We start from the raw sequence: 14,295 nt of genomic DNA, 5'->3' as shown, positions 1-14,295 counted from the left end.
GGCGCACACCCTGCGCCCCTTCCGCGGCCGCGCGCACCCGCCGGCCGCGCCTTCCCGCGCGGTTCCGCTACCCCGTCAGTGCCGCGAGCGCCTGCTCCGCCCGGTGAGCCAGCCCGTCCGCGCCGCACGAACGCGCCAGCGTCAGGCCCCGGTCGAGCTCCGCGGCGGAGCGGGCGGCGAGGCCGTGCTCGATCCGGGCGGCGGCGTGCTCGTACTGGCAGGGCGAGGCCTCCAGGTGCGCGACCGCCTGGGCGGTCAGCCGCACCTGGCGCCGGCCCGTCTCCAGCACGGCGGCGCACCGCAGCGCCTCGCCGATCGCGGTGTCGGTGCCGAACCGCTCGGCCTGACGGCGGGCGTCGGCGGCGAGCCGGGCCGCGCGGACCGGATCGGGCCCGGCGAGGGCCCGGACCAGGTCGACGGTCCACGGCGCCAGCACCGGATTGTGGCCGCCGCGTGCGGCGGCGGCCTTCTCGGCGGCCTCCAGCTCGTTGATCCCCTCCTCGGTCCGGCCCACGGCGAGCAGCAACCGGCCGCGCACCGAGCGGGTGTCGGGGCGCACGATGGTCGACGGGTAGGGCGGGGCGAAGCCGTACTGCCCGGCGACCGACCAGGCCTCGTCGACGTGCCCGCGGGCGAGCAGCGTGTCGACCAGCCCGCACGTCGCCGACCAGTACAGGGGCAGTCCCCGGCCCACGCGCTCGGCGATGCCCAGGGATTCCCGCAGCTCCCGCTCGGCGTCCACGAGGCGGCCCTGGCGGCGGAAGGCGAGTCCGAGGAAGGCGTGGGCGAGGGCGAGGTGGCCGCCGCTCCAGCCCGCCGAGGTGTAGGTGCGCAGGGCCTCGGAGAACAGGTTCTCGGCGCGGTCCAGCCGGTCGGTGTAGGCGTAGGAGCTGCCGAGCATCATCAGCAGCTCGACGCCCCACTCGGTGTCGGTCCAGCCGAGCCCGGGCGCGAGACGGCCGTTGACGAGCGCGCGGTCGCAGGCCTCGACGACCTCCTCGGCGTTCTCGCCGTGCGTCATGGCGTCGAAGCCGCGCAGGATGAGCAGTGCCCGTTCGGCATTGTCGCGGCCGGTGCAGGCGCCGGCCAGTTCGGCGAGCCTGGCGGACCGTCCTGGGGTGGCGGACTCCCCGGCGTAGATGCCCTCCCACATGTACTGAACGGCCCGCAGCCGCATCCGGGCGGGCCCCTCGCCGTGCCGGGCGGCCTCCGCCTCGACGGTGCGCACGGCCTGTTCCAGCTGGTCGTTGTGGAGCAGCGCCTGGGAGAGCCGGACGACCGCGTCGACCCGCTGGGCTCCGTCGAGACCGGGCAGGGCGAGCGCGGTCCGCAGGTGGTCGATGGTCCTGGCCGGCGCGGTGAGCAGGGTCGCACAGCCCAGTTCGTAGTGGACGTGCGCCTGCACCTCGGGTCGGGGCGGCTCCTGCAGGGCGCGTTCCAGGCACTGGCGGGCCGCGTCCGGCGCGCCCACGGCGAGGTGTTCGCGGGCGGCCTCGCGCAACTGGTCGACGAGTTCGGCGTCGTCGTCGGGGTGGACCTGGAGCAGGTGCCGGGAGGCGGCCGCCGCGCCGAGTCCGAGGTCGGTGACGATCCGGGCGGCGATGCCGTGCATGGCGCGGCGCAGCGCGTCGGGGATGGAGTGGTAGACGGCGGTGGCGATCAGCGGATGGACGAACTCCAGGTCGCCGTCGGACGACCGGCCGCCGGCCGGGTCGGGCGGGGTGAGGATGCGGGCGCTCGTCAGCAGTTCGGCGCACCGCGCGGCCTGCTCCCGGCTCATGGTGGTGAGCGTGGCCACCAGGTCGACGGTGATGCCGGTGCCGAGGATGGCGGCGGCCCACGCGAAGCGGGTGGCGTCGATGCCGAGACCTTCGAGGCGGGCGACGAGACCGCCGCCGCGGGCGGAACGGTTGAGGGCGCGCAGTTCGCCGGCCGAGCCCTCGGTGGGGTCGAGTTCGCTGTCGAGCACCTTCGCGAGGAGTTCGACGGTGTCGTAGGGGTTGCCGTCGGTGACCGCCCACACCTCGCGGCAGAACGCCCCGTCGGCGTGCGCGCCGACGGTGGCGCGGGTCAGCCCGGCCACGGCGTCCGGGGTGAGCGCGCTGAGCGTGGTGACGGACCGGGAGGCCGTGGCGGCGATCGCGTCGAGGTGGCGGGCGCGGGGGCCGGTGACCTCGCCGGGGCGGCGGGCCACCACGATCAGCACGGGCAGATCGTGCAGCCGCTCGGTGAACGCGGCCAGCCAGCGCAGCGTCTCCTGGTCGGCCCAGTGGGCGTCGTCGACCAGCAGCACCAGCGGCCAGTCCCGCTCGGCCAGCCGCCGCACCGCCGCGACGAGTCCGTCGCACACGCCCTGCGGGTCGGCCCGCCGGTCGCCGGGGTCGGCGATGCCGAGGGCGGGCCCGGTGACGTCGTACCAGTCGCCCAGGTACTCGCGGGCCTCCTCGGGGAGCATCGTCACCAGCGCCGGCTGCAGCAGTTGCCGAACCACGTTGTAGGGGACGGACTTGAGGGTCTCGCCGCCGCGCGCCGACCACACCGTGCAGCCGCGGTCCTCGGCGATCCGGCGGGTCTCCGCGAGCAGCGCGGTCTTGCCGAGTCCTGCCTCGCCGCGGAAGACCAGCAGGCTGCCGGAGGACGCGTGGTCGGCGCACAGGTCGTCGACGGCCCGCCGGATGGCGGCGAGTTCCCGGTCGCGCTCCCAGAGGGAAGCCGAGGCGGCCGCCGCCGGCCGTGCCTCCGTCATCCCGCTACCTCCCCGAGTCGCCCGAACGACGTACAGGGCGAGCGTAGCCGTCCCGGCCCCCCGGTGGTGGAGGGTCGGACGACCTCTTGCCGTCGGGGGTGACCACTTGGTATGCCGGGAGGTCATGACGGGCGCCTCGGGCCTCCGCGGGGAGGTGACGGCCGGTCAGGCGGTGGGCGGGAAGGCCCGCCGGCACGGCCCGGGCCGGGTCGTGGTCCCGCCGGGCGCCGGTCGCGGGCCGGGCGGGCAACGCGCCGGCGCCCTCGCGGCGGCGGTACGTAGCGGTGTGCCCGTTATCGGCGGTCATCGGTCCGGTCCCTCTCATCCGGCTTTCACCGTCGCCTCTTACGGTGGGCTCATGACGCAGGTGACTCCCCCCGGGTGGTATCCCGACCCCGGGCAGACAAGTGACGGTCCCGCCACCGAGCGCTGGTGGGACGGCAAGGCATGGACGGACCGGATCCGTCCCGCGGGGCCGGCCGCCGCCTGGGGCCCGCCGACGGGGCAGCCTGCCGCGGAAGCGGGAGCCGGAGCGGTCGCCGGTCCGGGTGCGAGTTCGGGTCCGGGTGCAGGTCCGGGTATGGGCCCGGGTCCGGGTGCGGGCGCGGTGTACGGCGCCGCGGCCGGTCAGCCGGGGGCGTTCGGGCAGGCCGGTTCCCCGGTGTACCCGGCGCACCCGGGATACCCCGGGTACCCGGTGCAGCCGCCGGCGCCCTCGCGCCGCGGACTGCGCACGGGCATCGCGGTCGCGGTGGCCGCGGCGGTCCTGGCGAGCATAGGGGTCGGCGTGTACGCGCTGACCGACGACGACGGGGGCGGCGCGAGCCGTGCGGACTCGCAGCAGGAGCGGGACGGCCGGGACGACGGCCCGGGCGGGCAGGACGGCCCGTTCGGTGACGGCGAGGGCGGCTCCGGGGGACCGGACGACGGCGCGTCCCCCGGCCCCGGCGGGCCGCAGGCGCCGGAGGTGGAGGGCGGCGGCACCCTCGCCGACACCGCGAACGGCATCAGCATGCCGGTGCCGGACGGCTGGACCGGGCAGGCGATGGAGGTCGGTGCGCAGATGACGTCCGACGACAGCTACCCCTGCCCCGGTGAGACCTCCCGGACCTGCACCAAGGGCGGCGCGTACTCGGCGCCCGCCGCGCTGCTGGGCAGCAGGGGCGGCACGGCGGAGGCGGTCGCGAAGGCGGACATCGCGGCCAACGCGGAGGAGTCCTACGGCCGCGGCTCGTACGGGGAGATCTCCTCGCACCGGGTGCTGGCGTCGAAGGCGGTCACGGTGGCCGGGCAGAAGGGCTACCTGGTCCGCTGGCGGGCGGTCACGAGCAAGGGCGCCGACGGCCTGGTCCAGTCGCTGGCGTTCCCCTCCCCCGCCGACGGCGACCGGATCGTCGTGGTGCGCTGCGGGGTGGACGCCGACCAGAAGGAGTCGCTGCTCGACGAGATCACCGAGGGCATCGAGGCGGGTCCCGCGGACGGCGACGGCAACGGACAGGACGTCTGAGCCCCGCACAGGACGTCCCACCCGCGCCGCGCGCGGCATGCCGGCCGGGCGGGGCTCCTCTCCGCTCAGGAGGAACCCCGCCCGGCCGGGGGGTGCGCGCCGCCCCCGTCCCCACGGTGCGGCGCGGTCGGACCGGCCGTCCAGTCATCCCGTGGACGGCGCGGTCCGAGTCCTAGGTGAGGCCGAGCGCGGGGAACACCGCGGCCTCCATGAACCGGACCAGGTAGTCCGGGTCGGCGTAGCGGCCCTCGAGGACGGGCCGGACCCGCAGCACGCCGAACAGCTGCGCGGGGATGAACGGCAGTGCCGGGTTGCCGGCCGGGACCTCGCCGCGTTCGACACCCCGGCGCAGGATCTCCTCCAGCGCCGCGATCTCCGGTTCGACCAGCGCCTCCCGCAGTGCGCGGGCCAGCTCCTCGTCCTGCATCACCGCATGGCCGAGCGCCTGGTGCAGCTTGGTGTCCTTCGCCGACCACGCGGCGGCGCAGCGCGCGACCTCGCGCAGGTCCCCGGCGAGCGAGCCGGTGTCGATGCCCGCGAACCGCACCCTCCGGCTGGAGCGCAGGGCCGCGGCGACGAACTGGGGTTTCGTCTTCCACTGCCGGTACAGCGTGGACTTGCTGCAGCGGGTGCTGGCGGCGACGCCCTCCATGGTGACCGCGTCGTAGCCGCACTCCCGGATCTGGTCCAGGACGGCGTCGAAGAACTCCTGCTCGCGCTCGGGCGTGAGCTTGGAGCGGCGCGAGGCGACGACCGTGTCCGGTCGGTCCGCGGCCTGCGACGTCATCGGCTCTTCTCCCTGGGGGTCAGTGCGGGGCTGCCTTTCGATACGCCAGTGTACCGGTACTCGACCGTATCGGTACACTGGCGTATCGGTACGCGGCCGTATCGATAAGCTCGCCGCCCGCGCACCGCCAGCCACAGGCTGCTCATGGACCACGCAAGCACCACCGTCAGCGAAGGGGCCGGGGGATGAACGCCCGCACCGAGCCTGCGCCAGCGGAGCCGGACAGCGCGACAGCGCGGCCGCCGCTCGTCAGGGAGCTCCTGCTCGTCGCAGGGCTCTTCGTCCTCTACAAGCTCGGCCGCCGGCTGGCGACCGGTCACACGGACGCGGCGTTCGCCAACGCGCGTCACGTGTGGGACCTGGAGCGCGCGCTGTCGCTGCCCGGCGAAGGGGCCGTGCAGTCCCTGCTGCTGCACGGGGACCTCCTGGTCCGCGCCGCGAACACGTACTACGCGACCGTGCACTTCCCCGCCACCGCCGCTTTCCTGATCTGGCTGTACCTGCGCCGCCCCGGCCACTACCGGTGGGCACGCCGGGCACTGGCGGCGGTGACCGCCGCCGCGCTCGTGCTGCACCTGGCCTTCCCGCTGGCCCCGCCCCGCATGCTCGCGGCTGCGGGCCTGACCGACACCGGGCGGGTGTACGGGCCGTCGGTGTACGGGCCGCCGGCCACCGACACCCTCTCCAACCAGTTCGCGGCGATGCCCTCGCTGCACTTCGGCTGGGCGCTGATGGTCGCGCTCGGGCTGATCGCCGCGACCCGCTCCCGCCTGCGGTGGCTCTGGCTGGCGCACCCGCTGCTGACCCTGCTGGTGATCGTGGGCACGGCGAACCACTACTGGCTCGACTCCCTCGTCGCCGCGGCCCTGCTCGCCCTCGCCCTCGCCGTGCTGCGCCCGCCGCCGCGGACGACCGCCCCGGCGCGCGTGCGCCGGATGCCCGCGGCCGGGGCCGCCGCCGTGCCGGCCCACGGTCCCGGCGCGCCACCGCCGTCCGGCGCGCCCGCCGCGCCGCCCGAGCTGGTGGAGGCGGGCCGGTGAACGCCTTGGCCCTCGCCCTCGTGCTCTCGGTGTTCTCCGCCGTCGCCTACGCGGCCGCCGCGGTCGCGCAGGAACGGCTGGCCGCGCGCAGCTCCGGCTCCGGAGTGCTGCGGCTGCTCGGCGGCGCCGCGTGGTGGATCGCGGTCGCGCTGAACGCCACCGGCGCGCTGCTGCACGTCGTCGCCCTGAAGTACGGGCCCCTGACCGTGGTGCAGCCCCTGGGCGCGCTCACGCTGGTCGCGGCGGTGCCGCTCGGCGCGCGGATCGCCGGGCGGCGGGTCGGCGCGGCCGAGTGGCGGGGCACCGTGCTCACCCTTGCGGGTCTGGCGGCGGTCCTGGTCACGGCGTCCGGGCCGACGCCCGACGACGTGCTCAGCGTCCCGGAGGCGCTGGTGGTCGCGGGGGTCACCGCGGTGCTGATCGGTTCGCTCGCCCGGCCCGGTGCCCGGCCCGGGCTGCGGCACGCCACCGCGTCCGGGATCGCCTCCGGCGTCGCCTCCGCGCTCACCCAGACCGTGACGGTCGCCGCCACGGACCACTCCGGCCCGGTGCTCGACGCCCAGGTGATCGCCGTCGCCCTGCTCGTCGCGGCACTGGCGACGGGCGGACTGCTGCTCGCGCAGGCCGGTTACCGGGGCGGCCTGGGCGCGCCGCTGGCGATGGTGACCCTGGCCAATCCGGTGTCCGCGGCGGTGATCGGCGTCTGTCTGCTCGGCGAGCGCCTCCAGGGCGGTCCCGCGGGGGTGCTGCTGGCGCTGGCGGGGGCGGGGCTCGCGGCCCGGGGCGTGGTGCTGCTGGCGCGTACGCCACCTCAGCGGGCGCCCGGCACCGCGACCGAGGCGGAGGCGCCCGGGGCCGCCGTGTCCCGGCCGGAGGCCCTGGTGCCCCGGCAGCCGCAGCCGGGCCCGGGGCACCTGACCCCGCTCTGAGCGGGGAGGGCGGCTACTCGGTGGCGATCGCCGGGTCGCTCACCCCGGGCTTCCCGTTCTCCACGTGCCCGGCGAAGCGCCGCAGGTAGCCCGGGTCGGCGTCGGAGGTGACCGTCAGGTCGTACCAGCGCCGGCTCGCCGCCAGGCGGACGATCTGCCGGACGACGGCGCCGGGCCGCACGCGCAGGCTGCGGGTGGTGCCCGTGTAGCCGTCGGCCAGCTTCAGCAGCACCGTGCCGGAAGCCGCGTTGGTGAAGGTCAGCTCGATGTCGTCGCCGGTGTGCCGGGCGGTGACCTCGGGGCCGGCCTGCTTGTTCGGGCCCTTGAAGACGCGCAGGAAGCCGTTGGGGCCGTGCACGGTCAGGTCGTAGGCGCCCTTGGAGTGGGCCGAGTTCCAGGTGTCGGAGACGGTCCTGCCGGCTTCGGTGGTGTAGGTCCACGGGCCGTCGGCGCGGCTGCCGGAGGTGACCAGGAAGGCGGCGCCGGCCTTCGCCCCCGAGGCGAAGGTGAGGGTGTACTTCCCGGCCGCCACGTCCGCCGAGCCGTCCACCAGCGGCGCGTACTTCAGCGGGCGGGCCGGGCGCAGGCCGCGCTCCTGCCGGGGCATGCCGGGGTGCGCGGGCGGCACCGGACGGTAGTCGGGGTGGCGCTCGCGGTCCGGCGGAAGGTAGCCGTCGGTGTCGGGCAGCGCGGCCGGCCGGGTGTCCGGGCGGGAGAAGTCGAACGCGGCGGTGAGGTCGCCGCAGATCGCGCGCCGCCACGGGGAGATGTTCGGTTCGCGGACGCCGAAGCGGCGTTCCATGAACCGGATGACGGAGGTGTGGTCGAGGGTCTCGGAGCAGACCCAGCCGCCCTTGCTCCAGGGTGAGACGACGAGCATGGGCACGCGCGGGCCGAGTCCGTAGGGGCCGGCGGGGCGCCGGCTGTCGCCCGGGTAGAGGTCGAGGGAGACGTCGACCGTGGACTTGCCGCGGGAGGCGTCGCCCGGGGGCAGCGGCGGCACCACGTGGTCGAAGAAGCCGTCGTTCTCGTCGTACGTGATGAACAGTGCCGTCCTCGCCCAGACGGCCGGGTCGGCGGTGAGCGCGTCGAGGACCTGCGCGATGTACCAGGCACCGTAGTTGGAGGGCCAGTTGGAGTGCTCGGAGAACGCCTCGGGGGCGGCGATCCAGGACACCTGGGGCAGGGTGCCGGCCTCGACGTCGGCGCGCAGCCGGTCGAAGTAGCCGTCGCCGTTCTTGACGTCGGTGCCGGTGCGGGCCTTGTCGTGCAGCGGGTCGCCGGGCGCGGCGTTGCGGTAGCTGTCGAAGTAGAGCAGGGAGTTGTCGCCGTAGTTGCCGCGGTAGGCGTCGGAGATCCAGCCCCAGTGGCCGGCCGCGTCCAGGCCGTCGCCGATGTCCTGGTAGACCTTCCAGGAGATCCCGGCCTTCTCCAGGCGTTCGGGGTAGGTGGTCCAGCCGTAGCCCAGTTCGTCGTTGCCGAGGACGGGGCCGCCGCCCGTGCCGTCGTTGCCCGTGTGTCCGCTCCACAGGTAGTAGCGGTTCGGGTCGGTGGAGCCGATGAACGAGCAGTGGTAGGCGTCGCAGACGGTGAAGGCGTCGGCGAGCGCGTAGTGGAACGGGATGTCCTCGCGGGTGAGGTACGCCATGGTGGTGGTGCCCTTGGCCGGGATCCACTGGTCGTACTTGCCGCCGTGGTAAGCCTGCTGGCCGTCGGTCCAGCCGTGCGGCAGTCCCTCCAGGAACTGCATGCCGAGGTCGTCGGCGTCCGGGTGGAAGGGCAGCACGTCCCTGGCGCCGTCCGGCTGGTGCCAGACGGGTTTGCCGTTGCCGAGGGTGACCGGGCGGGGATCGCCGAAGCCGCGGACGCCGCGCAGTTTCCCGAAGTAGTGGTCGAAGGAACGATTCTCCTGCATGAGCACGACGATGTGCTCGACGTCCTGGATCGTTCCCGAGCGGCGGTCGGCGGGCACGGCGGCGGCGCGCTCGATGCTGCCGGCCAGCGCGCTGAACGCCGTGGTGGCCCCTGCGATCTGGAGGAACCTGCGCCGGTTGACTTCGGGCATGGGTGGGGACCTCTCGTCCTGATGTGGTGCGACCGGCCGGACGGGCATGACGCAATGCGCGTGGAAGGAGTCTTCCAAGAGCATCGAACGCCGGGGAAGGACGGGGTGGCGCCCGTGTGAAAGTCGCGGGTACGCGAGGTGTGTTTCCGGCCGGGGCGGACGGCGGGCGGGACGGGGACGGTGCCCGCGGGGCGTGCCCCGGTCCGACCGTGGCGCCGTCGGCGACCTGAACGCCGGCGGTGCCCGGTCAGACCTCGGGGGCGGGGACCACGCGGAGGTGGCCCGCCGCACGGCGGGCGCGGACGCGCCGGCGCGGGGCGGACGCCGCGCGACGCGGCTCGCGCAGCACCAGGGTCAGCCGGGTGTAGCCCAGTTCGCGCAGTGTCTTGGGGGTCTCGCCGACGACACGGCAGTCCGTGACGCCCCAGCGCGGGTCGGGGTGCAGCAGCGGACGGACCGCGCCGTCGTGCTCGACGGCCGCCTCGCCGACCGCGCGGATCCAGTGCGGCAGACCGTGCCGGTAGGCGGCCTCCATGATGGGGTCCTGGGAGATCTCCCGGCGGATCGCCTGGAGCCGGTGGTCGTGGCCCTGCCGCTCCAGGGCGGCGGCGAAGTGCGCCAGCATCGGCAGGCACCAGCGCGGTTCGTGCTCACCGAGGACGGTGCTCGCGTCGGGGTGGAAGAGGACGAACCTGAGGAAGTTGTCCCACGGCATGGCCGTCGGATGCGGTCCCACGCCCCGGAAAAGTGTCTCGAAGGCGCTGTTGGCGACCACGACGTCCCAGGCGTGGTCCACGACGACGGAGGGGAAGGGAACGGCCTGGAGCAGTGTGGCGTAGTCCTCCAGATACGCCTGGGCCTCGGGACACTCGGGTACGGGCCGCAGCTCGGACCGCTGCCCTCCTGCCTGATACGCCATCGGGAGGTCACCCCTTTTGCCTCTGCGGCCTTCACGCGGCGCCTTGATCCTGGGGCCCCGACGCGAGGCGTGTCAACTATCGTGGCATTTCATGCCGGTTGACGGCTGAAATTGGCCACAGTTGTGGCGAGACCTGGATGTGAGTTCGAAGCACCGGCTACTCTCCGGGAAGTTCACGGCAACCAGTTGTGAGAAGCCTGTGAGAGACGTAGGAGACCTGTCGGTGACGGATGGCTACGAGGTTCCGGGCACCACGGTGACGGTTGTGCTGCCGGCCGTGGTCGCCCGCGTCACCGCCCTCGCCGACCGGCTCGGCGTGCCGCACGCCGAGGTCTTCGACACCGCCCGGCTGTCCGTCGCCTGCGGAGTCCCCGAGCCGGTGGTCAAGGATCTGCTGCGCGGCCGGCCCGCCGGGGAGCCCGATGTCCAGGCGCGCTTCCTGCAGCGGCTGGACCTGCTGCGGCGCACCCGGCTCAAGCCCAACGGCCGCCGGTACACGCAGCAGGAGATAGCCGACGGTGCCGGCATGTCCCGGCAGCAGGCCGGCGCGCTCATCAACGGCGACCGCCGCCCCACCATGGAGCACTGCGACGCCATCCAGCGTTTCTTCCGCGTGCACGCCGGCTTCCTGACCGCCGAGGACCCCGAGGCGCTGGCCGGCGCCCTGCAGCGGACCGAGCAGGACCTCCTCCAGAAGCTCGCCGACCGCGAGCGGGAGGCCGCCGCCGGCGCTCCCGACGACCCGCTGGAGCGACTGCTCCAGGACCACGGCGTGCGCGGGATCGCCTGGCGGGCCGCCCAACTGCCCAGTGACCAGCACCGCGACAAGGTCGCCGAGTGGCTGGACATGCTCCTGGAGAGCGTCAAGCGGCCCGAGCGCTGAGCCGGCGGCCGCACGGCCCCCGTCGACCGTTCGGCCCAGCGTGGAGTGGCGCTTCCCGGCTCGTTGCGCCGCCGTACCGGCTCCGCTGAGCGGGCGAACCACGCGGGCGGCGGACCCCGTTGTCAGTGGCAGGCGGCAAGCTGGGGACAGCCCCGCGCCCGGCGGGGCACGCTGTCGAGACGGGGAGAGCCGACCGATGTCCACCGCCGTACCGACCCACCGCGAGCGCACGGCCGTCCAGGCGTATCTGCGGCTGCTGCACACCGTGCGGGCCGCCTTCGACACCGCGCCCGGCCCGCACGGGCCGCCCGGTCCGCCCGTCGTCCCGCCCACGGTGCTCGCCGAGGCCGAACGGGCGCTGGCGGACGCGGGGCTGCGCGGCAACGAGGAGGAGTTCTTCCGGCTGCTGCACGGCTGGTGCCCGCGCCCCTGACCGCCGGTGCCACGTCCCGGCCGCCCGCGCCCGCTCAGGTGCGCGGTACCGTCACCGCGGTCGCCACCAGGCCGCCGCGGACCGCCCAGCGGCCCTCGAAGCGGCCGATCCTGCGGCCGTCCAGCAGCGGCCCGGGGACGAGGAGTTCGGCGCGGAACCGGCCGCGTGCCCGGTCGCCGGGTTCGGCGGTGAACTCGATGTCCGCCTCGGAGAACTCCAGCCACTCGCCGGTGAGCGGGAACCACGCCTTGTAGACGGACTCCTTCGCGCTGAACAGCAGCCGGTCGCCGTGCACTTCGGGCCGCTCGTCGGCCAGCGCGCGCAGCCGCTCCCGCTCGGCGGGCAGGGCGACGGCCTCCAGCACGCCGTCCGGGAGCGGAGCGTGCGGTTCGGCGTCGATGCCGAGGGAGGCCAGGTCGGTGGCCCGGACCAGCGCGGCGGCGCAGTAGCCGTCACAGTGGGTCATGCTGCCGAGCAGCCCGTCGGGCCACTGCGGCGCGCCCCGTTCGCCGGGCAGGACCGGCTGCGGGGGGACTCCCAGCTTCTCCATGGCGCGGCGGGCGCAGGCGCGCACGGTGGCGTACTCGCGGCGCCGCTTGGCCACGGCCAGCGCCACGAACCGTTCCTCGCCGGGGAACAGCGGCGCCTCCACGATCTCGTCGCTGCCGTGGGCCTCGACGGCGATCACCGCGTCGGGCAGCAGTTCCTCGATCACCGGCTCAGTCCTCCCTGGGGAGTACGCGGCGCGGACGGCCCGGCGGATTCGGGCGCTTGCGCCATTCACGGGGGTAGCCCACCGACACCTCCTCGAAGCGGACGCCCTCGTGCACGGTGGTCCGCGGGATGTGCAGATGGCCGTAGACCATGGCCTCGACCCGGAAGCGGCGGTGCCAGTCGTCGGTCAGCCGGGTGCCGCACCACATGGCGAACTCCGGGTACCACAGCACCTCGGTGGGATGCCGGTGCAGCGGCCAGTGGTTGACCAGGACGGTGGGCAGGTCCTCCGGGAGCGCGGCGAGCCGCGCCTCGGTCCCGGCGACCCTGGCCCGGCACCAGTCCTCGCGGGTGGGGTAGGGATCGGGGTGCAGCAGGTACTCGTCGGTGCACACGATCCCGGTCCGGTGCGCGTACGCCAGTCCCTCCTCCTTCGTGGCGCAGCCCTCGGGGAGGAAGGAGTAGTCGTAGAGGAGGAACAGCGGGGCGATGACGACCGGGCCGCCGGGGCCCTCCCACACGGGGTACGGGTCCTCCGGGGTGAGGACGTCCAGGCGCCGGCACATCTCGACCAGGTGCTCGTAGCGGGCGGCGCCGCGCAGGGTGACGGGGTCGGAGGGATGGGTCCACAGCTCGTGGTTGCCGGGGACCCAGACGACCTTGCGGAAGCGCCCGGCGAGGGTCTTCAGCGCCCACTCGATCGAGGACACCGACTCCGCGACGTCACCGGCCACGAGGAGCCAGTCGTCGTCGGTCTCCGGGCGCAGCCTCTCGACCAGCGCCCGGTTCTCCTCGTACGCGATGTGCAGGTCGCTGATGGCGAGCAGCCGCCCGGAACCACCGGCCGTCGATGTCACCTGTCGCCCCCTCACGGCACGTCCCGCCACGCGAACGGCACCACGAGAACACACGTGCGCGGGGTCGGGCAAGGGTGACCGGCCACCGGCGCGTCGGAGGTGCCGCGGCCATGCGCGTTACCGGGGGTACGGGCGGTCGCGCGCACGTTGCGCGCGGGGTCCCGGGAAGCCGTATGATCTGCCCGACACCGCCGCCACGCATCCCTTCGCTCAGGGGCGGTTCGGTGTCCCTTCCCTTCATCCCCCTGGCCGGGCCGGCCCCGCTCCGCCGTGCCCGCGAACCGTGAAAGGCGGCCTGCATGGTCTCTCGCGTACGCGTCTGGCTCAACCGCACGTACGCGGAGAACGTGTTCTTCATGGATCAGCTGCGCCGAAATCCCGGTGACCGCGCCGTCGAGATCCACGCGACCCACGGGGACCCGGACTCGCCCGTGCTGGCCGCCGCCGACACCGCGGAGCTGGAACCCGAGGGGCTGTCGCCCGCGGCGTACGTGGACTACGCCCTCGGCGTGTGCGCGCGGCGCGGGATCGACGTCTTCGTGCCGCGGCTGCACCAGGCGGCGATCGTGGCGCACCGGGCGCAGTTCGAGGCGCTGGGCACCGCGCTGCTGGCGCCGCCGCCGCAGGCGGTGGCCGTGTTCCAGGACAAGGTGACCGCGTACGAGGCCGTCCAGGCGATCGGGGTGCCGGTACCGCCGTGGTGGCGGGTCCGTGACGCCGGCGAACTGGTCGCGGCCGTCGATGCGTTGGAGGCGGCCGGGCACAGGGCGTGCTTCAAGCCGGTGTCCGGTGCGGGCGGAGTGGGCTTCCGGGTCGTCACCCGCGCCCCCTTCTCGCTCCGCCACCTCGAAGGGTTCCCGTCGCCGCACGTGCCGCTCGACCTGGTGGTGGAGTCCCTGCACCGGGCCGGGGAACCGGTCGACTGGCTGGTGATGCCGCGCCTGGAGCAGCCGGAGGTGTCGGTGGACTGCCTCACGGGGCCGGACAACCGGGTGCGGCTGGCCGTGGGCCGCACCAAGAACGGGCGGCGGCGCGGGTTCACGCTGCACGAGCAGTGGCTGGAGCCGGCGCGGCGGATCGCGGAGGGTTTCGGGCTGCACCACCTGTCCAACATCCAGTTCCGGATGTTCGGCGAGCGGCCGGTGCTGATGGATGTGAACACGCGGCCCGCGGGCGGGCTGCACCAGCTCTCGCTGTGCGGGATCAACGCGCCGTGGGCCGCGGTGCGGATGGCGCTCGGGGACGACCCGGGCGAGATCACGCCGCCGTTCCTCGGGCAGGACTACACGGTGGTGGCGGGGCCGCGGCCGGTGCGGCAGGTGTCGGTGCCCCACCAGCGGTCCGGGTCCGTCGGGCTGGCGGCCGAGGTGGTCCCGCTGTAGGCCGCCTGCCGGGCGCGGGGGCGTGCGCCGGGC

12 protein-coding genes are annotated in these 14,295 nt (G+C 74.7%); 6 read left to right on the top strand and 6 right to left on the bottom strand.

Translation table 11 applies throughout. From position 1 onward, the window contains the following. Nucleotides 1-67: 67 nt before the first annotated feature. Nucleotides 68-2,746: an ATP-binding protein gene (locus tag SGLAU_RS27665; RefSeq protein ID WP_043505243.1), complete on the bottom strand. Its 2,679-nt coding sequence runs from the start codon at nt 2,744-2,746 to the stop codon at nt 68-70. A gap of 358 nt (nt 2,747-3,104) precedes the next feature. On the opposite strand from SGLAU_RS27665, the gene SGLAU_RS27660 reads away from it, so the two are divergent. Next, entirely contained in the window at nt 3,105-4,253 is a 1,149-nt protein-coding gene (locus SGLAU_RS27660) for a DUF2510 domain-containing protein (protein WP_043505241.1), read from the top strand. Between the two features lie 172 nt (nt 4,254-4,425). On the opposite strand, the gene SGLAU_RS27655 is transcribed toward SGLAU_RS27660, so the two are convergent. Further along, entirely contained in the window at nt 4,426-5,040 is a 615-nt protein-coding gene (locus SGLAU_RS27655) for a TetR/AcrR family transcriptional regulator (protein ID WP_043505240.1), read from the bottom strand. Between the two features lie 185 nt (nt 5,041-5,225). On the opposite strand from SGLAU_RS27655, the gene SGLAU_RS27650 reads away from it, so the two are divergent. Both SGLAU_RS27650 and SGLAU_RS27645 read left to right on the top strand, forming a co-directional pair. Beyond that, the gene (locus tag SGLAU_RS27650) at nt 5,226-6,080 is read left to right on the top strand and encodes a phosphatase PAP2 family protein (RefSeq protein WP_078957925.1); all 855 of its coding nucleotides are present in this window, start codon (nt 5,226-5,228) and stop codon (nt 6,078-6,080) included. Further along, the gene (locus SGLAU_RS27645; protein WP_043505239.1) at nt 6,077-7,009 is read left to right on the top strand and encodes a DMT family transporter; all 933 of its coding nucleotides are present in this window, start codon (nt 6,077-6,079) and stop codon (nt 7,007-7,009) included. The genes SGLAU_RS27650 and SGLAU_RS27645 overlap by 4 nt, the downstream gene beginning before the upstream one ends. 13 nt (nt 7,010-7,022) lie before the next feature. Here the strand turns inward: SGLAU_RS27645 and SGLAU_RS27640 are convergent, their stop codons facing one another. Both SGLAU_RS27640 and SGLAU_RS27635 read right to left on the bottom strand, forming a co-directional pair. Next, nucleotides 7,023-9,074, bottom strand: a complete 2,052-nt coding sequence (locus SGLAU_RS27640; RefSeq protein ID WP_043505238.1) for a phosphocholine-specific phospholipase C — start codon at nt 9,072-9,074, stop codon at nt 7,023-7,025. Nucleotides 9,075-9,321: 247 nt separating this feature from the next. Beyond that, the gene (locus SGLAU_RS27635) at nt 9,322-9,993 is read right to left on the bottom strand and encodes a hypothetical protein (RefSeq protein WP_043505237.1); all 672 of its coding nucleotides are present in this window, start codon (nt 9,991-9,993) and stop codon (nt 9,322-9,324) included. 223 nt (nt 9,994-10,216) lie between these two features. Between SGLAU_RS27635 and SGLAU_RS27630 the strand changes: the two genes are divergently transcribed. After that, nucleotides 10,217-10,876: a helix-turn-helix domain-containing protein gene (locus tag SGLAU_RS27630; protein WP_043505235.1), complete on the top strand. Its 660-nt coding sequence runs from the start codon at nt 10,217-10,219 to the stop codon at nt 10,874-10,876. Nucleotides 10,877-11,072: 196 nt separating this feature from the next. After that, nucleotides 11,073-11,309: a hypothetical protein gene (locus tag SGLAU_RS27625; RefSeq protein WP_043505234.1), complete on the top strand. Its 237-nt coding sequence runs from the start codon at nt 11,073-11,075 to the stop codon at nt 11,307-11,309. A 34-nt stretch (nt 11,310-11,343) separates the two neighbouring features. Here SGLAU_RS27625 and SGLAU_RS27620 read toward each other — a convergent pair whose 3' ends face one another. Both SGLAU_RS27620 and SGLAU_RS27615 read right to left on the bottom strand, forming a co-directional pair. Beyond that, the gene (locus tag SGLAU_RS27620; RefSeq protein WP_043505233.1) at nt 11,344-12,024 is read right to left on the bottom strand and encodes a 4'-phosphopantetheinyl transferase family protein; all 681 of its coding nucleotides are present in this window, start codon (nt 12,022-12,024) and stop codon (nt 11,344-11,346) included. 4 nt (nt 12,025-12,028) lie between these two features. Further along, the gene (locus SGLAU_RS27615) at nt 12,029-12,880 is read right to left on the bottom strand and encodes a metallophosphoesterase family protein (RefSeq protein ID WP_043505232.1); all 852 of its coding nucleotides are present in this window, start codon (nt 12,878-12,880) and stop codon (nt 12,029-12,031) included. A gap of 299 nt (nt 12,881-13,179) precedes the next feature. On the opposite strand from SGLAU_RS27615, the gene SGLAU_RS27610 reads away from it, so the two are divergent. Continuing rightward, on the top strand, nt 13,180-14,262 hold the full coding sequence (locus tag SGLAU_RS27610; RefSeq protein WP_052413919.1) for an ATP-grasp domain-containing protein: 1,083 nt from the start codon (nt 13,180-13,182) through the stop codon (nt 14,260-14,262). The last annotated feature ends 33 nt before the right edge of the window (nt 14,263-14,295 follow it).

The organism is Streptomyces glaucescens (genome assembly GCF_000761215.1).
Lineage (GTDB): Bacteria > Actinomycetota > Actinomycetes > Streptomycetales > Streptomycetaceae > Streptomyces > Streptomyces glaucescens_B.
This window is presented reverse-complemented; position numbering and strand designations above follow the sequence as displayed.